The organism is Agromyces sp. NPDC058104, from assembly GCF_042884835.1.
GTDB lineage: Bacteria > Actinomycetota > Actinomycetes > Actinomycetales > Microbacteriaceae > Agromyces.
Genome location: NZ_JBHVTD010000001.1, coordinates 42,098 through 62,887 on the forward strand (window position 1 = coordinate 42,098; position 20,790 = coordinate 62,887).

The window sequence follows — 20,790 nt, forward strand, 5'->3', positions numbered from 1 at the left end:
AGTCGCCGCAGCTCGGTGCGACGCGACGCGTCGGTCGTGGGCGTGGTCGACGAATCGGTCGTCGGGGTCGTGGTGGCCGTGTGATCGGTCATGTTCTCACTCAGTTTCTATACCGTCCGGCTGGTATAGTAACAGAATCCAGTCCGCTTCGTCGATGCGATGTTCCGCACGCGACCGCCGTACCTCTGGGAGAATCACGCCATGCCCCGCCCGCCCGCCGCCCGCGAAGCCGTGCTCGACGCCTTCGAGCGGCTCATCATCGCCGACGGCGAGCGCACGGCGACGCTCGACGCGACGGCGCGCGACGCCGGCGTCTCGAAGGGCGGGCTGCTCTACCACTTCGGCTCGAAGCAGGCGCTCGTCGCCGGGCTCGTCGAGCGGCTGCTGCGGCTCGTCGACGACGATCTCCACCGCATCGACGAAGCGCCCGACGGGGCGATCGCCTACTTCCTGCGGTCGTCGCTCGACATCGAGACCCCGCTCGACCACACCTTCGTCGCGATCCTGCGGCTCGCGCAGGGCGGCGACCGCGAGGCCGGCCGTGCGCTCGACGAGGCCGAGACCCGCTGGCTCGCCGCCCTCACCGGTCACGTCGGCGATCCGACGCTCGCCCTCGCCGTCACGCTCATGGGCGACGGGCTCTACCATCGTGCCGCGCTGCGCGCCGAGGCCGCCGACGTCGGCGACGTCGACCTCTCGACGGCGACCACGGGCGAGGTCTCCCCCGAACGCCTGAACGCCCTGGTCGCCCTCCTCGAGCGCCTCGTCACCCGCTGAGCGGGCACCGAACAGGCGCTGGGCGGACGTCGAGCAGGATGAGCGGCCGGCACCCGGCACTGCGGCTCCGCCGACCGGCTCACGCTGCTGAACTCACCCTGCAGAGGCCGGCGCGGCCCGGCCTGGCGAAGCGCTCCGAGAACGCGGATGCCCCGGCGCGCACCCGCGAAGGGCGTCGCGCCGGGGCGTCCGACCGACCGACTGCTACTCGGTGATGTCGATCTCGACGAAGACCTTCGCGTCGATCGCCGTGCGAACCCGCTCGAGCACCTCGGCGGGCACCGGCGAGTCGACCGTGAGCACGCTGAGCGCCGTGCCGCCGGCCTCGCGTCGGGCGATCTGCATGCCGGCGATGTTGATGCCGGCCTCGCCGAACTCCCGGCCGTAGACCGCGACGATGCCGGGGCGGTCGGTGTAGCTCATGACGATGTGGTGCTTCGCGATCGGCACCTCGAGGTCGTAGCCGTCGATGCCGACGAGCTTCTCGGCCTGCTTGGGGCCGGTGAGGGTGCCCGACACCGACACCTGGGTGCCGTCGGCGAGCGCGCCGCTGAGGGTGATGACGTTGCGGTACTCGGGGCTGTCGGCCTCGGTGATGAGGCGCACCTGCACCCCCCGCTGCTCGGCGAGGAGCGGCGCGTTGACGTACGACACCGACTCGGAGACGACGTTCGTGAAGACGCCCTTCAGCGCCGCGAGCTTCAGCACGCTGACGTCGTAGTCGACGAGCTCGCCGCGCACCTCGACGTCGAGGCTCGTGAGGCCGCCGTGCTCGCCGTGGGCGAGTCCAGAGAACAGCTGTCCGAGCTTCTCGACGAGCGGGATGCCGGGGCGCACGTACGGGTCGATGACGCCACCGGCGACGTTCACCGCGTCGGGCACGAGCTCGCCGGCGAGCGCGAGGCGCACCGACTTCGCGACCGAGATGCCCGCCTTCTCCTGCGCGTCGTCGGTCGAGGCGCCGAGGTGCGGGGTGACGATGAGGTTCGGCAGGCCGATGAGCGGCGACTCCTTCGGCGGCTCCTGCACGAAGACGTCGAGGGCGGCACCCGCGATCTCGCCCGAGACGAGCGCGTCGTGCAGCGCCTGCTCGTCGATGAGGCCGCCGCGGGCGACGTTCACGACGTACGCGGTCTTCTTCATCCTCGCGAGCTGCTCGGCGCCGATCATTCCGAGCGTCTCGGGCGTGCGCGGCATGTGGATCGTCACGAAGTCGCTGCGCTCGAGCAGTTCGTCGAGCGAGACCGTCTGCACGCCGAGCTGCTGCGCACGCGCCGCCGTGATGTAGGGGTCGTAGGCGATGACCTCCATGCCGAACGCCTGCAGGCGCGCGGTGATGAGGGCGCCGATGCGGCCGAGGCCGATGATGCCGACGGTCTTCTCGTACAGCTCGGTGCCGGTGTACGACGAGCGCTTCCACTGGCCGGCCGAGAGCGAGACGTGCCCGGCGGGGATGTGGCGGGCGAGGCTCAGGATGTGGCCGATCGTGAGCTCGGCGGCCGAGATGATGTTCGACGTCGGCGCGTTGACGACCATGACGCCGGCGGTCGTCGCCGACTTCACGTCGACGTTGTCGAGGCCGACGCCGGCACGGGCGACGACCTTGAGCTTGGGGGCCGCGGCGATCGCCTCGGCGTCGACCTGCGTCGCCGAGCGGATGAGGATGGCGTCGGCGTCGGCGAGCGACGACAGGAGCGCCGGTCGATCGGTGCCGTCGACCTGACGGATCTCGAAGTCGGGCCCGAGGGCGTCGACGGTGGCGGGCGAGAGTTCTTCGGCGATCAGCACGACCGGCTTTGACACGAACGGTTCCTTCGGAGCGGTGCGCGCGGAAAGGCGCGCGAGGGGAAGCGCCTACGCCAGTGGGGGCGCCGTTACCCCGCCCACCCTACTGGAGTGTTGCGCGCCATCACGTACTGTGACGGCTCGCGACGTCGCCGAGCGGGCGAACGCTCAGACGACGACGCCGCCGAGCTGCCCCAGCAGCACGGTCAGGCTCAGGAACAGCGCGGCCGAGACGCAGAGGCCGGCGAAGTACAGCGCGACGCGCGCGAGGATGCCCCGGCGCCGCCCCAGCGCGAACGCCGCCGCGAAGCAGCCGAGCGGGGCGATGAGCGCGACGATCATGACGGCCCAGCCGGCCGCCGTGAACGAGAGGCCGACGCCGAGCAACTGCACGATGCTCTCGACGACCTCCCACACGTCGTAGGCGTAGAAGAGCCCGAACGCGACCGCGAGCGCGGCGTCGAGCCAGAGCGGCAGCCTCGGCGACGGGTCGGATGCCTCGGGCTCGGCGCCTGCGGGGACGGCGGATGCGGCGGTCATGCGGTCACTCCGAAGATGAAGGGCAGCGGGGCCAGCACGACGGCGCCGACGACGAGCCAGACGAGTCGAGAGCGGCCGGTTCGGGCGCCCCGCAGTGCGAGCACGAACCAGGTCGGGGCGGCGAGCACAGCGAGCCAGAGGCCGAGGCTGTACATGAAGTCGCCGACGATGCTCGTGCCGGGCGTCGCCGTGCGCAGGGCGGTGATGATCCAGCCGATCGTGTAGAGCAGGTAGACCCCGCCGAGCACGCCGAGGACCACGAGCTCGACCGAGCCGGTCTGCGCGGCCGCCTCTGCGGCATCGTCATCGCGGTCGGCCGCCGCGGCCGCGTCGCCGGGGCCGGTGTCCGAGTCGGTGTCGGAGTCGACGTCGGCTCCACCGATGCCCGTCGCGGGTGCCGTCGTCGCTCCGCGCTTCAGCGGAACCGGGTTGCCGACGGCCTTCCAGCCGGGGGCGAGGGTGGCGTCGTCGTCGCCCTCCCAGCGCAGAGCGTCATCGTCGGCATCGGGGTCGGGGCGCATGGCTCCAGCCTAGCCACGCGGGGGCGCGGCGGGCACCGCCGAGGCGGCCGCGACCGCCGAGACGACGAGCGCGGCATCCGTCTCGTCGAAGCCGTCGACGCCGCCGCCGGGACCGCTCGCCCCGCCCCGCAGCGCACGACCGCGCGCCGAGAGGTGCACCGCGTCGACGCCGGCCGCGGCGAGCGCGGCGATGTCGTCGAGCTTGACCCCGCCGCCCGCCATGATCTCGACGCGGCCGGCCGCGGCCGACGCCATCTCGGCGAGCGCGCCGAGCCCGGTGCGGCAGTCGGCTGCGCCGCCCGAGGTGAGCACGCGGCGCACGCCGCGCCCCGCGAGCGCGGCGACCGAGCCGAGGGGGTCCGCCGAGGCATCCACCGCACGATGCACCGTGACGTCGGCCTCGCCCGCCGCCTCGACGAACCGCGCGATCGCGTCGAGGTCGAGTTCGCCCGCCTCGGTGAGCGCACCGACGACGACGCCGTCGGCGCCCGCCGCGACGATCGCCCGGATCTCGCGGAGGATGGTGCGCTGCTCGTCGGCGTCGTACACGAACCCGCCGCCGCGCGGGCGCACGAGCACGTGCACGAAGCCCGTCGCCGCGACGTCGCGCGCCGCGTCGACCGCGGCCTCGACGAGGCCGGCCGACGGCGTCAGTCCGCCGAGGCCGAGGGCCTGGCAGAGCTCGATGCGTGCGGCACCGGCCTCGAGGGCGATGCGCGTGCCCGCGGCATCCTGGACGGCGATCTCGATGGGGAGTGCGGGGGCGGCCATTCACGACAGCGTAGCGGTGGCGCAGCTCGGTAATTCGCCAGTAAGGGCGCGTCGATAGCGTGCTGCCAGCCCGCGGCCGTCGAAGTCCTCGCCAGCTCGCGGATCAGAGCCGTCAACCGTTGTGAAGGAACACGACAATGCACAAGCCCAGAACCGCCCGCACGTGGGTGGCCTCGCTCGCGGCCGCCGCCGCGGCCGCGGCACTCGTCGTCGCGGCACCGCCGGCCGTCGCCGCGCCCGTCGACGGCGCCGACAAGATCGACCCGGCCGTGCTCGCCACGGCGACCGCCGGCGACGACGCCACGTTCTACATCCTGCTCACCGAGAAGGCCGACCTCGCGGGCGCGCGCAAGGCCAAAGGCCACGAGAGGAAGGCGGCGCTCGCGTACGAGGCGCTGACGACGACGGCCGCGAACACCCAGCGGCCGCTGCGCAACCATCTCGACAAGCACGACGTCGACTACGAGCCGTTCTGGATCGCGAACGCGATCCGGGCGACCTCATCCGACGTCGCGCTCATCGAAGACCTCGCTGCACGCAAGGACGTCGCGCAAATCGTCCCCGAACGCGCCTACGACCTCGACGCCACCGTCGTCGAGGGCTCGACCGAGGACGCCGTCGACGCAGCAGCCGTGGCCGCCGACGCGACGGTCGAGTGGGGCATCGCCGACATCGAGGCCGACCAGGTCTGGTCGCAGTACGACGAGGCCGGTGAGGGCATCGTGATCGCCAACATCGACAGCGGCGTGCAGTACGACCACCCCGCCCTCGTCGCGAACTACCGCGGCAACCTCGGCAACGGCACGTTCTCGCACGACTACAACTGGTACGACCCGACCGGCGTCTGCACCGGCGGCGTTCCCTGCGACAACAACAACCACGGCACCCACACCATGGGCACGATGGTGGGTGCCGGCGGCATCGGCGTCGCCCCCGGCGCGACCTGGATCGCGGCCAAGGGCTGCGAGGGCCGCTCGTGCTCCGACTCCTACCTGCTCCTCTCGGGGCAGTGGATGCTCGCCCCCACCGACCGCAACGGTCAGAACCCTCGCCCCGACCTCTCCCCCGACATCGTGAACAACTCCTGGGGCGGCAGCGACGACGTGCTGTTCTACCAGGACCTCATCGAGGCGTGGAACGCCGCGGGCATCTACGAGGCGTTCGCCGCGGGCAACGACGGCGACGGCGCCACCTGCTCGACGACCCACGCACCCGGCGGGCGCGGTGACGTCTACGGTGTCGGCGCGTACGACGCGAACGGCAAGATCGCGAACTTCTCGGGCTTCGGGCCCTCGCCCGTCGACGGATCGCTCCGCCCCGACATCACGGCGCCCGGCGTGAACGTGCGCTCGACCGTGCCGGGCAACCGCTACCAGGCCATGAACGGCACCTCGATGGCGACGCCGCACCTCGCCGGCGCGGTCGCGCTGCTGTGGGCCGAGGCGCCGACGCTGATCGGCGACATCGCCGGCACGCAGGCGCTCCTGAACGACGCGGCCCGCGACGTCGACGACACGCACTGCGGCGGCACCGCCGACCGCAACAACGTGTGGGGCGACGGCAAGCTCGACATCCTCGCGGCGGTCGACGCGGCGCCGCACACCCGCTCGATCATCACCGGCACCGCCACCGACGCGGCCACGGGAGCGGAGCTCGCCAACCTCACCGTGCACGTCACGGGCGACGGGTTCGATCGCACGACCACGACCGACGCGAACGGCGACTACCGCGTCGTGCTGCCGGCCGGCACCTTCTCGTTCGAGCTGAGCGGCTACGGCTACGAAGCCCTCGTCGACGCGGGGTACGTGGTGACCGCCGGCACCGACGCCGTGCACGACCTCGCCCTCGACGCGGTCGCGCACCACCGGGTGTCCGGCGTCGTGCGCGACGTCGTCGGCGCCCCGCTCGCGGGCGTCACGGTCACCGTCGAGAACACGCCCGTGCCCCCCGTGACGACCGACGCGTCGGGCCGTTACACGCTGCCCGACGTCGCAGAGGGCTCGTTCTCGCTCGCGGCGTCGCCCGCCCAGCCCGTGCGCTGCAACGGCATCTCCCGCACGCCGCTCGTGGTCGGCGCCGACGTGGTCGATGACATCGACCTGCCCGCCCGCACCGACGCGGCGGGCACCTCGTGCGTGCCCGCCGCCTACTCGTGGATCAAGGGCGCCTCGAAGGTCGCGATCTCGGGCGACGAGGACGCGACGACGGTCGCGCTGCCGTTCCCCGTCACCCACTACGGCACGACCTACACCTCCGCAGCGGTGACCACGAACGGCCTCGTCAACTTCGTCGCACCGCGTGTCGGCGACTACGCGAACGCCGCACTGCCGACCGCGACCGCGCCGAACGGCGTCATCGCCGCGTTCTGGGACGACCTCGTGATCGACAAGAAGGCGAGCGTGCAGACGGCGACGACCGGCTCGGCCGGCTCGGCCGGCTCGCGCAAGTTCGCGATCGTCTGGAACAACGCCGCAGTGGCCGACGACCCGAACGCCCGCCTCTCCTTCGAGGTCGTGTTCGACGAGAAGAGCGGCACCGTCACCCTGCAGTACCGGGACGTCTCGGGCGCCGCACTCGAGCGCGGCTCGTCGGCGACGATCGGCCTCGAGAACGCCACGGGTACCGACGCCCTGCAGTACTCCTTCAACCAGGCCGTCGTGACCGACGGCCAGGCGATCAGCTTCGTCCGAAAGGGAGCATGATGTTCACCCGGAACCCACGCCGAGGCGTCGGCCTCGTCGCCGCCTGCGCGGCGGTCGCGATGACCGTCGGCCTGTCCACACCCGCATTCGCGGCCTCCGGCACCGACGAGCCCCTCGTGCTCACGCCGGAGCAGGTCGACGAGCTCAGCGCTCGAGCCCAAGCCGACGTCTACCGCGATGGCGGCACCGGCGAGGCCTCCATCGACGCCGTCACCGGCGCGGAGATCGCGGAGAATCCGGCGACGGACGCGGAAGCCGCGGACCCTGCGGCCGAAGACCAGGCCGACGGCGGCAACGAACTGCAGGCCGAGACCGATGCGACCACCTGGAAGCACACCGTTCGAAGCTCGGTCGAGGGCACCTACGGCCTGGTGCAGACGGTGCCGGTCGCGGGTGGCGCCGACGACTATTTCGCGATCGATTCGCTCGGTCTCGTGCAGCGCCGCACTGCAGCGGGTGCCGAGGTCTGGCGCCGCGACAACGCCTCGTGGTACGCCGACTGGGGTGTGAAGAACGCCCGCCCGTGGCAGACGGAGCCGTATCCGGCCCGCATCGTGGTCGGCTACAACGCCGTGTCGCCGTTCACCCCGGCGTCCGAGGACGGCATCGCGACGGGCGACCTCACCGGCGACGGCGTCGACGACCTCGTCTTCACGGCGAGCGTCGGCGCGAACCCGTACCGCCCGATGGTCGGGACGCCATCGACCGGCACCTTCGTCACGATCGTCGACGGCGGCGACGGACACACGCTGTGGTCGAAGCTGTACTCGGCCGTCTACTCGCTCGAGCTCGTCGACGACACGCTCGTGATCGCCGATTCACCCTACTTCAACGTCAACGCGCCGGCCGGCTCCACGATGGTGATGCGCGGGCTCACGTTCACGGCCTCGGGTGATCGCCTCGAGGCGTCCGAGGCGTGGTCATACGCCCCCACCGCCCCGAAGGCCTCGGGGTGGGCCGACCTCGAGCCGATCGGCGACGGCCTGCTCGCGGCGTCGTGGAACCGCCGCAAGGACGCCATCGCCACCGTGCCGAGCGGCAACACGATCGTCATCGACGCCGCCGACGGCGAAGTCGAGTGGACGGCGACCGATCGGCCGTACTCGCGTCAGCTGCGACTGGATGCCTCCGGCGACCGTCTGATCGCGCTCGAGCAGTCCGACCCGAACGAGGGCGTGCAGTACCGGGTGGTCTCGTACGGCCTCGCCGACGGCGCCCGCACGGTGCTCGACACCCGCGTGAACGCGCTGCCCCTGGCCTCGGCCGTCGGAGACCTCGGCGGAAGCGACGCCGACGACATCGTGGTGAGCGAGGCGACGCTCGACGCGAGCCTCTTCCTCAACGCGTCGACCGTGCGCGCCATCGACGGTGCCTCGTCGGCCCAGATGTGGTCGCGCACCCTCAAGCGCGACGCGTCGAACGCGAAGGACGGCATCCTCGGCTGGGGCGTCATGATCGCCGACGGCCGGGTCGTCGTGAACTACCGCGACGACCAGGGCTACGCGACCGGCGAGAACCGCTACGGCGCCTGGTACGGCCGCATCTCGGCGCTCGCGGGCCCCAACGGTGCGGTGAAGTGGGAGCACACGGGCACCGCGGCCTCCCCACTGTGGTCGCAGCTCGTCATGAGCGGCAAGGACACGCGCATCCGCACCGTCGACACGCTCGAGAACGTTCGCACGTACAACCTGGGCTCGGGCAAGCAAGTCGGCGTGACCCCCCTGCCCGCCGACTCGTCGTCGGCGACGGCGACCGACATCACCGGCGACGGCGCCGACGACCTGATCGTCGGCGGCAACTCGCAGGGCGTGTTCGCCTACGACGGCAAGGCGCTCGTGAACGGGCAGCGCGTCCCCCTCTGGTCCGCGACCGTTCCCGGATCGGTGCACAAGTTCGTGCAGGCCGACGTGACCGGTGACGCGCGCGACGAGATCGTCGTCGCCGCCGACAGCGCCGCCGCGGTGATCGACGCCGAGACCGGCAAGGTGCTCCGCACGATCGACGGCGGCGGCCAGTTCGTGCGCACGGTCGCGGCATCCGACCTCGACGGCGACGGCAAGGCCGAGGTCGTGCTCCCGACCGACGCGGTGCGTGCGTACCACGGCGACGGCAAGCTCGCCTGGACGTATGCTCCGTCCGACGGCATCGTGTTCGGCGATGTGTCGTTCGGCGACGGCAAGGTGTATGCCGAGTACGAGACGCGCGGCTCGGTCGCGCTGCCGGAGGCCGGCCCCGTCGGCGGCGTCGCCCTCGACGGCGCAACGGGTTCGGTCGTCTGGCGGGTGACCCCGTCGGCGCCGACCGACCTCGGGTTCCACGAGGCGGTCTGGGGCAGCGGCATGCGCGCGGCGACCTTCGCCTCCCCCGAGATCCCCTACGCCGACGGCCACGCGGTGGTCTACACCTGGCTCGGCCGCACCGACCTCCCGGGCGCGCCGCCGCAGATGTTCATGGAGATCCGCGACGGGCGCACCGGCGAGGTGCTGCACACCGCCGCCATGGGCGGCCTGCACGGCCTCAACACCTGGTTCACCGCGCCGGAGGGCCTGATCGCCTCGTCGACCGCCGTCGTGCGCACGTTCGGCACGAACGGGCAGGACTCCGAGATGCACGCGATCGCGACGATCCAGGACGCCGGCATCGCGACGACGCCCGGCGGCGAGCGGATCCTCGTCACGTCGTTCGACGGCGGCTTCGGTTCGTTCCCCGTGTCGACGCTCCAGAGCTCGCAGGGATTCGAGAGCGCGTCGGCCTCGGTCGGCGTGATGGCCGGCCGCGAGCTGGAGCTCGCGGATCTCGACGGCGACGGGCGTGACGAGATCATCTCGCTCAACCCGGATGTCCGCGGCGCGGACCGCACCGCCGCACTCCACGGTTCGGAGATCTCGACGCCCTTCACGGCGATGCGGCAGTTCGTCGTCGCGACGATCGACGCACTCTGAACGGCAGGAGCTGACCGGCACCGCTGGTCGTGCGGCCCCGGCCCCCCGTCCCCCGGACGGGGGGCCGAGCCGTTCTCCGGCGACTACCCTCTGATACATGGCCAGCGCGAGGGATGCCGCTGCGGATGCACCGGCTCCGCCGCGCCTTCGGCTGCACCTGCTCGGCGGATTCCGGGCCACTCGCGACGGCGGTGTGCCGCCGCTCGAGCAGTGGCCGCGACCGAGCGCCCGCACGCTCGTGAAGCTGCTCGCCGTGGCCCCCGACCATCGCCTGCACCGCGACGAGATCATCGCGGAGTGCTGGCCCGATGCGACCCCCGAAGCTGCGACCCGGAGCCTCGGCGTCGCCCTGCACGCGGCACGGCGGGCGCTCGAGCCCGAGCTCGCCGCACGGCGGCCGTCGAGGTACCTGACGACCGACGGCGCCATGCTGCGGCTCGAGCCCGAGACCGTCTGGATCGACGCGGATCACGCCGAGCAGCTCGCCGCCACCGCCCTCGAGGGCGGCGGGGTCGCCGAGCTCGCCGTCGCCGCCGAGGCGTTCGCGGGCGAACTCCTTCCCGAGGATCGGTACGCGACCTGGCTGCACGCGCGGCGCGACCGGCTTGCGGTCGCACGCACCCGCGTGCTCCTGCAGCTCGCGGACGCGCTCGTCGACGCGGACCGCGCGGAGGACGCGATCGCCGTCGCGCGCGACGCACTCGCCGAACATCCGGCCGAAGAGCGCGCGCACCGAACGATCATGCGGGCGTACCTCTCGCTCGGGCTCCGCCGCCAGGCGATCCACCAGTACCACGCCTGCCGCGCCGCGCTCGACGACGAGCTCGGCGTACGGCCCGGCGAGCAGACCGAACGGCTCCATCTCCAGGCACTCGACGCGCACGCCGGCTCGACGCGACCCGTCGACGGCGCACCGCTGCCGCCGCCGACCCTGCGGGTGCACCCCGCGACCCCGCTGCGCGGCCGGGCCGACGCGATCGCGAGCCTCGTCGCGACCGACCGACCGGGCCTCGTGCTCGTGACCGGCGAGGCCGGCATCGGAAAGACGCGCGTGGTCACCGAGGCGGCGCGCATCGCATTCGACGAGGGCGCCGTCGTCGTCTGGGGCGCCGGGCGCGACGCCGAGGGGCAGACGCCCTACGGCCCGATCGTCGAGGCGCTCGACGGGTGGCTGTCGGGTCGCTCGACGTTCGAGCGCGCACGCGTCGGCGGTGAGTATCCCGAGCTCGCGGGTCTCCTGCCGAGCCTCGGCAACACCGCCCTCGAGCTGCAGCGCAGTCCCGACGACGAGCGTCGCCGCCTCTTCCAGGCCGTGGCCGCACTGCTGGAAGACCTCGCCGCGGCCTCGCCCGTGCTGCTCGTCGTCGACGACCTGCACGCGGCCGACCTCGGCACGTTGCAGCTCGTCAGCAACCTCGCGCGCCGAGCAGCGTCGACCTCCACACCGTGGCGTACCATCGCGACGCTGCGCGACGACGAGCTCGCCGTCGACGATCCCCGGCGCCTCGTACTCGACGGATTGCGCCGCGACGGCATCGCGACGGACGTGCCGCTCGGGCGACTCGCGAAAGCCGACTGCCTCGCGCTCGCCACCGACATCGCCGGCGGCGCGGTGCCCGACCGCGTGTGGGAGCTGTCGCTCGGACATCCCCTCTTCGCCGTCGAACTGGCTCGCCGCGATGACGTCTCGGGCGACCGCTCGCCGAACTCGCCCGAGGTCCGGCAGCTCGTCGCGGCCCGGCTCGCACGCCTCCCGGCGACCGCACGGCGCATCGCGGAGGTCGTCGCCGCTGCGGGCGGCGAAGCGGCCACCGCGGAGGTCGTGGATGTCGCGACCCGCGCCCTCCACCCGCCCATGTCGAACGGCGAGGCCGCCGAATCGGTCGATGCCGCGCTGCGCGCCGCGGTGCTCTTCGAGCGCGATGTCGTGATCGACGGGCGCCCGGTCCCGGGGCTCGTGTTCCAGCATCCGCTCGTGCGACTGACGACCTACGACGAGCTCACCGCCGCCCGCCGGCAGGTGCTGCACAGCGCGTACGCCGACGTCGTGCTGCGACGCAGACCGCACGCCGTCGACGCCCTCGCGTCGCACCTCGTGCGTGCCGACGACCCGCGCGCCGTCACCTACCTGCGTCAGGCCGCCGAGCGGGCCGCCGCGCTCAGCGCGAACGACACCGCCGACCGCTACTACGCCGAGCTGATCAGCCGCCTCGACGCGCTGAGCGCCGAGGCGGCATGGGTGCGGCTCGACCGGAGCCTCGTGCTCCAGCGCACCGCCCGCTTCGACGAGGCCCGCAGCGTGCTCACCGAGGCGCTCGTCGATCTCCGACGCCGCGGCGACCACGACGGCGTCGTGCTCGCGACGGCCCGCCTCGCGGAGGTGCTCGTGAGCACCACCGCCACCCGCGAGGCGCTCGTGCTGCTCGACGCCGACCGTCCGACCGTCCGCACTGGCGCGCTCCCCGCCGCGACCCACCACAACAGCCGCACGCGAGCGCTGCTCGTGACCGGGCGGTACGACGAGGCGGTCGTCGCGGCCACGCTCGCCCAGGCCGCCGCCGAACGCATCACGGGCCCCGAGCGCCGGGGACTCCTCGCTCGCGCGCTCCAGTACCAGGCGGCCGCGCTCGCGCTCGACGGGCGCTTCGCCGAAGCCGGACCGGTGGCCGCCAAGGCGCTCCCCCACGCCGAGGCCTACGGCGACCCGCAGATCCTCGCATCGGTGCTCTCGGTGCAGCGCGAACAGTCCCGCCGCTCCGGACGACTGCGCGAGGCCATCGAGATCGGCAACCGGGCGCTCGAACTCGCCGATCGCTCCGGTGAGCCGATCGGTCGGGCGTTCGAGCAGGCGAATCTCGCCGAACTCCACCTGCTCGTCGAGGAGATCGACGCCGCCGCGACGCTGGCCGACGCAGCGGTCGACGCGCCCGTCGATCGCACCGCGCTCTCGACCCCCTACGCGCTCGTGGCGCTCGCGCGGGTGCGAATGCGCCGCAACGAGGATCCGCTGCCGCAGCTCGACGAGGCCGAGCGGGTGGCCGAGGAATCGTCCGACCGGCAGGGGCTCGACGAGGTCGGCCAGGCGCGGGCCGAGTGGCTCGTCGTGATCGGCGAGTACGACGAGGCACGCCGTGTGCTCGCGACACTGCCGAGACTCTCGGCGACCACCACCACGTGGGCGAATCTCGGTCTCGGCGACGCCGGGGCGGCCGAGCGGATGGCACGCGACGAGATCGAGCGGGCGGCCTCCGGTGGCGAGCGGCTCGCCGAGATCGACGCCCGCATCGCGCACGCAGCCGCGCTCGCGGCGCTCGGCCTGGGCGATCGGGCCGACGACGAGTTCGCGGCCGTCGACGAGCTCGCCCGGAACCTGCCCTACCCCGCCGGCCTCACGCGTCTCGCGCACGCCCGCGGCTCGCATCACCGGCCGGCGGGCTGACGTCCGCCCGCGTGACGACGGCCCGTCCCGAGTCTTCCTCGAGGCGGGCCGCCCGGCACGGCTGGAGCGCTCAGAACACCGGCACCCCGTTCCGCACGAGTCTCCAGTTCACGACGTGGAAGTCCTGCGGATCGATCGTGCCCTGCGCCGAGGCGTACGCGACGATCGCCTCGCGGATCGCGACCTGCGCGTTGTAGACGACCGGAGCCGTCGCGATGTGCGGGAACCCGCCGCCGCCCGACTGCCGGTAGTTGTTCACCGCGACGAGGAACCGCTGGTCGTCGGCGACGGGCGCACCGTCGTAGCTGAGCGGCGAGATGCGCTGCCCGACCGGCTTCGAGACGTCGATCGTGTACTCGACGCCCGAGAACTGGTCGTAGTTGTAGTCGGGGGTGAACGCCGACCTCGGGGTCGGGGCGTTCGTCCACGCGGCGGGGTCGACCGGGGCATCGGGTGCGACGGTCTTGAAGTACTCGGCCGAGAACTCGAGGTAGTCCCTGATCTGCTTCCCGGTGAGGATCGAGGCCAGGAGGGTGTTGTCGTAGATGTACAGGCCCGCGACGTCCTTGATGGTCACCGCCCCCTGCGGGAAGCTCGCAGCGCGGTTGAACGGTGCGGCGATCGAGACGATCGGCAGGGATGCCTCGGCGGTGCCCGCGACGGCGGCGCGAACGGTCTCGACCTGCACGTGGTTGACGTAGTCGAGGATCGCCGTGTCCTTCCAGCACGACTCGGCGGCGAGCATCTCCGCGGTCGAGGTCGCGACCTCGGAGTTCATGTACTCGACGACGGCGTCGTGCTGGTCGCGCACGATCGCCACGAACTCGGGGTCGTCGACGACGGTGCTGGCGTTCAGCAGGTACGCCTTGTGCTCGACGACCGACCACTTGCCGCGCGCATAGCTGAGGTCGAGGTCGAACACGCTGAGCCGCTGGCCCCAGTTCTTCGGCTCGCTCATGATGACCTCGTCGCCGGTCACGAGGTTCTTCACGAGGCGCTCGGGGATCTCCGCGTGGGCGTGCCCGAAGAGGATCACGTCGACGTCGGGCACCTGCTCGGCGACGAGCTTCGCCGCGTTCTCGATCGGCAGCTCGGAGCCGTAGGTCGACAGGCCGCTCTCGCCCGAGTGCGCGCTCACGACGATGATGTGGGCGCCCTGGGCCTTCATCACCGGGACCCACCGCTTCGCGGTCTCGACGAGGTCGAGCACCTCGACCCTGCCCGAGACGTTCGCCTTGTCCCAGATGACGACGCCCGGGTTCGTGAGGCCGAGCACGCCGACCTTGACCGGCGGGTGCCCCTTCGCGACCTTCAGCTGGGTGATCGTGTACGGCGTGAACCGCGGCACCTTCGTCTCGGCGTGCACGGCGTTCGCGGCGAGCACCGGCGCGTCCATCTGCGAGATCCAGTGGTCGAGGAAGTCGAGGCCGTAGTTGAACTCGTGGTTGCCGAGGGCGACCGCGTCGTACTCGAGCGCGTTCATCTGGGCGGCCACCGGGTGCATCGCTCCCGACTCGGTGACCGGCTCGACCGTCGCGTAGTAGAACCCGAGCGGAGTGCCCTGGATGGTGTCGCCGGCGTCGAACAGGAGTGTGTTGCCTCGGCCGCGGTCGGCGCGGACCTGCTTCACGAGGCTGGCGACGCGGGCGAGACCGACGGCGTTCGTCTCACGTGTCGGCGACCCGTCGTAGTACGCCGCGTCCTTGTAGTAGTCCCAGTTCACGACGTTCGCGTGCAGGTCGCTCGTGCCCATGATCGTGATCTTCGCCGTCGTGCCGTTCGTCGCGGCCGTCGCGGGGGCGGCCGACCAGCCGGCCGCCGCGAGGGCGCTCGCCGCGGTGGCGCCGATGAGGACGTTGCGTCGGGTGAAGCCCGAGTGCGTGTGGCCGGCTTCGTCGTCGGACACGGCGCACGAGCACCAGCGGGGAACGGGTTCGGGTCGGTGGTTCGAGAGTTCGCTCATGGCACAGAATGCGACCACGACCGGATGCCCCGGTGCAAGGGCTTGCAGCCGATTTTCTCGTGCTCATTCGCGCACGACGACGAACGGCCCGAAAACACGACGGTGGGCGAGGAGTGAGCGCAGCGAGCGTATCGAGACCGTGTGAGGGTCTCGATACGCTCCTGCGTCGCTACTCGACCACCGAGAGTGACGCGAGCGTCAGCGAGCGACCTCGCCGTCGACGTAGTCGTCGTCGTCGGACGAGTTCCACGCGAAGAGCTTGCGGAGGTCGCGACCGGTGGTCTCGATCGGGTGCTGCTCGCCCTTGGCGCGGAGCTCGAGGAACTCCTTCTGGCCGTTGTCCTGGTCGGCGATGAAGCGCTTCGCGAAGGTGCCGTCCTGGATGTCGGCGAGCACCGCCTTCATGTTCTCCTTGACCGACGGGTCGATGACGCGCGGGCCCGAGACGTAGTCGCCGTACTCGGCCGTGTCGGAGACCGACCAGCGCTGCTTGGCGATGCCGCCCTCCCACATGAGGTCGACGATGAGCTTCAGCTCGTGGAGCACCTCGAAGTAGGCGATCTCGGGCTGGTAGCCGGCCTCGACGAGGGTCTCGAAGCCGTACTGCACGAGCTGCGAGGTGCCGCCGCAGAGCACGGCCTGCTCGCCGAACAGGTCGGTCTCGGTCTCTTCGGTGAAGGTCGTCTTGATGACGCCGGCGCGGGTGCCGCCGATGCCCTTCGCGTACGACTTCGCGAGCTCCCAGGCGGTGCCGGTCGCGTCCTGCTCGACGGCGATGATGTCGGGGATGCCGCGGCCGGCGACGAACTCGCGGCGCACCGTGTGGCCGGGCGCCTTCGGCGCGACGAGGATCACGTCGACGCCGGCGGGCGCCTCGATGTAGCCGAAGCGGATGTTGAAGCCGTGGCCGAAGACGAGCGCGTTGCCCTCGACGAGGTTGTCGCGCACCGACTCCGCGTAGATGTGGCGCTGGTACTGGTCGGGTGCGAGGATCACGACGACGTCGGCCCAGGCGGCCGCGTCGGCGACGTTCTTGACCTCGAAGCCGGCTTCTTCTGCCTTCTGGATCGACTTCGAGCCCTCCTTGAGGCCGATGACGACCTCGACGCCCGAGTCGCGCAGGTTCTGCGCGTGGGCGTGACCCTGCGAGCCGTAGCCGATGACGGCGACCTTCTTGCCCTGGACGATCGAGAGGTCGGCGTCCTGGTCGTAATACATCTCAGCCATTGCTGTTTCTCCTTGGTGTGGGTTGCGTGAGGGATGCTTCGGCGCGCGCCGCGGCATCCGTTTCAGTTCTTGAAGACGCGTTCGGTGATCGACTTGCCGCCGCGACCGATCGCGAGGAGGCCCGACTGGGCGATCTCCTTGATGCCGTACGGCTCGAGGACCTTGAGCAGCGCCTGGGTCTTGCCCGAGTCGCCCGTGACCTCGATCACGAGCGCGTCGGTGGCGACGTCGACGACGCGGGCGCGGAAGAGGTTCACGGCCTCGAGCACCTGCGAGCGGGTCGTGTTGTCGACCCGCACCTTGATCAGCAGGTGCTCGCGCTGCACCGACTGCGCGGGGTCGAGCTCGACGATCTTGATGACGTTGATCAGCTTGTTGAGCTGCTTCGTCACCTGCTCGAGGGGCAACTCCTCGACGTCGACGACCACCGTGATGCGGCTGAGGCCGTCGATCTCGGAGTGGCCGACCGCGAGCGACTCGATGTTGAAGCCGCGCCGGGCGAAGAGGCCCGCGACGCGGGTGAGCAGGCCGGGCTTGTCCTCGACGAGGAGGGAGAGCACGTGGGTCGACATGGTCAGTCCTCCTCGCTGAAGGCCGGCGAGTGGTCGCGGGCGTACTGGATGTAGCTGTTCGACACGCCCTGCGGCACCATCGGCCACACCATCGCGTCGGCCGAGACGACGAAGTCGATCACGACGGGGCGGTCGTTCGTCTCGAGCGCGAGCTTGATCGCCGCGTCGACCTCCTCCTTCTTCGTCACGCGGATGCCGAGGGCGCCGTACGCCTCGGCGAGCGTGACGAAGTCGGGGATGCGCACGGTGTCGTGACCGGTGTTCAGGTCGGTGTTCGAGTACCGGCCGTCGTAGAACAGGGTCTGCCACTGGCGCACCATGCCGAGCGAGGAGTTGTTGATGACCGCGACCTTGATGGGGATGTCGTTGAGCCGGCAGGTCGCGAGCTCCTGGTTCGTCATCTGGAAGCAGCCGTCGCCGTCGATCGCCCAGACCACGCGGTCGGGTTCGGCGACCTTCGCGCCCATGGCCGCGGGGACGGCGTAGCCCATGGTGCCGGCACCGCCCGAGTTCAGCCACGAGTTGGGGCGCTCGTACTTGATGAACTGCGCCGCCCACATCTGGTGCTGGCCGACGCCCGCGGCGTAGACGCCCTCGGGGCCGGTGAGCTGGCCGATGCGCTCGATCACGTACTGCGGGGCGAGCAGCCCGTCGCGCGGCTCGGTGAACCCGAGCGGGAACTCGCTGCGCAGGCCGTCGAGGGTCGCCCACCACTCGTCGAGGTCGGGCGTCGTCTCGCGCGTCGCGTCGCGGTAGGCCGCGGTGAGGTCGACGAGCACGTCCTTCGCGTCGCCCACGATCGGCACGTCGGCCGTGCGGATCTTGGAGATCTCGGCGGGGTCGATGTCGACGTGCACGACCTTGGCGTTCGGCGCGAAGAGCGCCGCCTTGCCGGTCACGCGGTCGTCGAAGCGCGCGCCGAGCGCGACGATGAGGTCGGACTCCTGGAGCGCCAGCACCGCGGGCACCGTGCCGTGCATGCCGGGCATGCCGAGGTGCTGCGGGTGCGAGTCGGGGAACGCGCCGCGGGCCATGAGCGTCGTCACGACCGGCGCCTTGGTCGTCTCGGCGAGCGTGCGCAGCTCCTCGGCGGCGCGGGCGCGGATCACGCCGCCGCCGACGTACAGCACGGGGCGCTTCGCCTCGGCGATCAGCTGGGCCGCGGCCGCGACCTGCTTGCCGTGCGCCTTCGTGATCGGGCGGTAGCCGGGCAGCTCGACCTTCGGCGGCCAGCGGAACGAGAACTTCGCCTGCTGGGCGTCTTTCGTGATGTCGACGAGCACGGGGCCGGGTCGTCCGGTCGTCGCGATGTGCACCGCGGCGGCGATCGTGGCAGGGATCTCCTCGGCGTCCTTCACGAGGAAGGAGTGCTTGGTGATCGGCATCGTGATGCCGACGATGTCGGCCTCCTGGAAGGCGTCGGTGCCCATGAGCGTCGAGAACACCTGGCCGGTGATCGCGAGCATCGGCACCGAGTCCATGTGCGCGTCGGCGATGGCGGTGACGAGGTTCGTCGCGCCGGGGCCGGAGGTCGCGATGGTGACGCCGAGCTTGCCGCTCGAGGCGGCGTAGCCGGTGGCCGCGTGACCGCCGCCCTGCTCGTGGCGCACGAGGATGTGCCGGAGCTTCTTGCTCTCGAAGAGCGGGTCGTAGACGGGGAGGATGGCGCCGCCCGGAAGTCCGAACACGTCGGTGATGCCGAGCATCTCGAGCGAACGGACGACCGCCTCGGCACCCGTGATCTCCACGGGTGCGCCTGGCGGCACTGCAGCGGGCGACGGCACGGGGTTCGATTCCGTGGTCATTCGATTCCTGTTCTGGTGGGCGATGGGTGCGGGAAGCGCAGCGCTCAGCCCGTCGTGGCGCCTTCGGCGGCGGAACGCACGAGCTTCGAGTACTTCGCGAGAACGCCTCGGGTGTAGCGCGGGGGAAGCGGAGCCCAGCCTTCACGGCGGGCGGCCAGCTCGGCCTCGTCGACAAGTAGGTCGATGGACCGGGCTGCGATATCGACCCGAATAAGATCACCATCGCGCACGAGAGCAATAGGACCTGCGTCTACTGCTTCGGGTGCCAGATGGCCGATGCACAGGCCGGTTGTGCCGCCTGAGAATCGACCGTCCGTCAAGAGTAGTACATCTTTTCCGAGACCTGCGCCCTTGATGGCCGCGGTGATGGCGAGCATCTCGCGCATGCCGGGCCCGCCCTTCGGTCCTTCGTAGCGGATCACGACGACGTCGCCGTGCTTGATCTCGCCGTTCGTCAGGGCGTCCATCGCGCCGCGCTCGCGCTCGAAGACCCGCGCGGGCCCCTCGAACACGGCGGCGTCGAAGCCGGCCGTCTTCACGACCGCGCCCTCGGGCGCGAGCGTGCCGTGCAGGATCGTGAGGCCGCCGGTCTCGTGGATCGGGTCGTCGAGGGTGTGCAGCACCTCGCCGTCGAGCGGCGGCAGGTTCATCTCGGCGAGGTTCTCGGCCATGGTCTTGCCGGTGACGGTCAGCACGTCGCCGTGGAGCAGGCCCGCGTCGAGCAGGGCCTTCATCAGCACCGGCACGCCGCCGCGGCGGTCGACGTCGTTCATGACGTACTTGCCGAAGGGCTTGAGGTCGCCGATGTGCGGCACCTTCGACCCGATGCGGTTGAAGTCGTCGAGCGTGAGGTCGACCTCGGCCTCGCGGGCGATCGCGAGCAGGTGCAGCACGATGTTGGTCGAGCCGCCGAGCGCCATGCCCACGGCGATCGCATTCTCGAACGCCTTCTTCGTGAGGATCTGCCGGGCCGTGATGCCCTTGTTCAGCAGGTTGACGACGGCCTCGCCCGAGCGGTGCGCGTAGTAGTCGCGACGGCGGTCGGCCGAGGCGGGCGACGCCGAGCCCGGCAGCGAGAGGCCGAGCGCCTCGGCGACGGAGGCCATGGTGTTCGCGGTGTACATGCCGCCGCAGGCGCCCTCGCCGGGTGCGAACGCGCACTCGATGCGCTTCGCGTCCTCTTCGGACATCGTGCCGGCCTTGACCGCGCCGACCGCCTCGAACGAGTCGATGATCGTGATGTCCTTCTCGGTGCCGTCGGACAGCCGCACCCAGCCGGGGGCGATCGAGCCGGCGTAGAGGAAGACGCTCGCGAGGTCGAGGCGGGCGGCCGCCATGAGCATGCCCGGGATGGACTTGTCGCAGCCGGCGAGCAGGACCGAGCCGTCGAGGCGCTCGGCCTGCATGACGACCTCGACCGAGTCGGCGATGACCTCGCGGGACACGAGCGAGAAGTGCATGCCCTCGTGGCCCATCGAGATGCCGTCGGAGACCGAGACGGTGCCGAACTGCAGCGGGTAGCCGCCACCGCCGTGCACGCCCTCCTTCGCGGCCTGCGCGAGGCGGCCGAGCGAGAGGTTGCAGGGCGTGATCTCGTTCCACGAGCTCGCGATGCCGATCTGGGGCTTGTCCCAGTCGGCATCGCCCATGCCGACGGCTCGGAGCATGCCCCGGCTCGTCATGGCCTCGATGCCATCGGTGACAGTACGACTACGCGGTTTGGGATCGAACTCCGACATGCGTCGA

The 20,790-nt window shown here is 71.4% G+C and carries 13 protein-coding genes; 4 read left to right on the forward strand and 9 right to left on the reverse strand.

Going from position 1 to position 20,790, the window contains the following annotated elements; genetic code table 11:
* The first annotated feature begins 201 nt into the window (after nucleotides 1–201).
* Nucleotides 202–777, forward strand: coding sequence for a TetR/AcrR family transcriptional regulator (locus ACFVTH_RS00200; protein WP_387085357.1), 576 nt, complete (start codon nucleotides 202–204; stop codon nucleotides 775–777).
* A 204-nt stretch (nucleotides 778–981) separates the two neighbouring features.
* On the opposite strand, the gene serA is transcribed toward ACFVTH_RS00200, so the two are convergent.
* From serA to ACFVTH_RS00220, 4 genes are all read right to left on the reverse strand, one after another.
* Complete coding sequence (gene serA / locus ACFVTH_RS00205) at nucleotides 982–2,580, reverse strand: phosphoglycerate dehydrogenase (protein WP_387085360.1); 1,599 nt, start codon at nucleotides 2,578–2,580, stop codon at nucleotides 982–984.
* A 150-nt stretch (nucleotides 2,581–2,730) separates the two neighbouring features.
* Complete coding sequence (locus ACFVTH_RS00210; RefSeq protein ID WP_387085363.1) at nucleotides 2,731–3,102, reverse strand: hypothetical protein; 372 nt, start codon at nucleotides 3,100–3,102, stop codon at nucleotides 2,731–2,733.
* A complete protein-coding gene (locus tag ACFVTH_RS00215; RefSeq protein ID WP_387085366.1) occupies nucleotides 3,099–3,623 on the reverse strand; it encodes a DNA polymerase III subunit gamma/tau in 525 nt (174 codons plus the stop codon). Before ACFVTH_RS00215 ends, ACFVTH_RS00210 begins: the two co-directional genes overlap by 4 nt.
* 9 nt (nucleotides 3,624–3,632) lie before the next feature.
* Nucleotides 3,633–4,394: a copper homeostasis protein CutC gene (locus ACFVTH_RS00220; protein WP_387085369.1), complete on the reverse strand. Its 762-nt coding sequence runs from the start codon at nucleotides 4,392–4,394 to the stop codon at nucleotides 3,633–3,635.
* A gap of 137 nt (nucleotides 4,395–4,531) precedes the next feature.
* Here ACFVTH_RS00220 and ACFVTH_RS00225 point away from each other — a divergent pair, with 137 nt between their 5' ends.
* From ACFVTH_RS00225 to ACFVTH_RS00235, 3 genes are all read left to right on the forward strand, one after another.
* Nucleotides 4,532–7,096 carry a S8 family serine peptidase gene (locus ACFVTH_RS00225; RefSeq protein ID WP_387085372.1) on the forward strand — a complete coding sequence of 855 codons (2,565 nt, stop codon included), beginning with the start codon at nucleotides 4,532–4,534 and terminating at the stop codon, nucleotides 7,094–7,096.
* Nucleotides 7,096–10,038: a hypothetical protein gene (locus ACFVTH_RS00230; protein WP_387085375.1), complete on the forward strand. Its 2,943-nt coding sequence runs from the start codon at nucleotides 7,096–7,098 to the stop codon at nucleotides 10,036–10,038. The genes ACFVTH_RS00225 and ACFVTH_RS00230 overlap by 1 nt, the downstream gene beginning before the upstream one ends.
* Before the next feature lie 97 nt (nucleotides 10,039–10,135).
* Entirely contained in the window at nucleotides 10,136–13,477 is a 3,342-nt protein-coding gene (locus tag ACFVTH_RS00235; RefSeq protein WP_387085378.1) for an AAA family ATPase, read from the forward strand.
* Nucleotides 13,478–13,547: 70 nt separating this feature from the next.
* On the opposite strand, the gene ACFVTH_RS00240 is transcribed toward ACFVTH_RS00235, so the two are convergent.
* The 5 genes from ACFVTH_RS00240 to ilvD all read right to left on the reverse strand — a co-directional run bounded on the left by ACFVTH_RS00240 (nucleotide 13,548) and on the right by ilvD (nucleotide 20,783).
* Complete coding sequence (locus tag ACFVTH_RS00240; RefSeq protein WP_387085381.1) at nucleotides 13,548–15,440, reverse strand: bifunctional metallophosphatase/5'-nucleotidase; 1,893 nt, start codon at nucleotides 15,438–15,440, stop codon at nucleotides 13,548–13,550.
* Nucleotides 15,441–15,638: 198 nt separating this feature from the next.
* Entirely contained in the window at nucleotides 15,639–16,724 is a 1,086-nt protein-coding gene (gene ilvC / locus ACFVTH_RS00245; protein ID WP_386940554.1) for a ketol-acid reductoisomerase, read from the reverse strand.
* Between the two features lie 5 nt (nucleotides 16,725–16,729).
* The gene (gene ilvN, locus ACFVTH_RS00250) at nucleotides 16,730–17,239 is read right to left on the reverse strand and encodes an acetolactate synthase small subunit (protein WP_386940552.1); all 510 of its coding nucleotides are present in this window, start codon (nucleotides 17,237–17,239) and stop codon (nucleotides 16,730–16,732) included.
* Between the two features lie 2 nt (nucleotides 17,240–17,241).
* Complete coding sequence (locus tag ACFVTH_RS00255) at nucleotides 17,242–19,044, reverse strand: acetolactate synthase large subunit (RefSeq protein WP_387085384.1); 1,803 nt, start codon at nucleotides 19,042–19,044, stop codon at nucleotides 17,242–17,244.
* Between the two features lie 44 nt (nucleotides 19,045–19,088).
* Entirely contained in the window at nucleotides 19,089–20,783 is a 1,695-nt protein-coding gene (gene ilvD, locus ACFVTH_RS00260) for a dihydroxy-acid dehydratase (RefSeq protein WP_376947712.1), read from the reverse strand.
* Nucleotides 20,784–20,790: the final 7 nt, after the last annotated feature.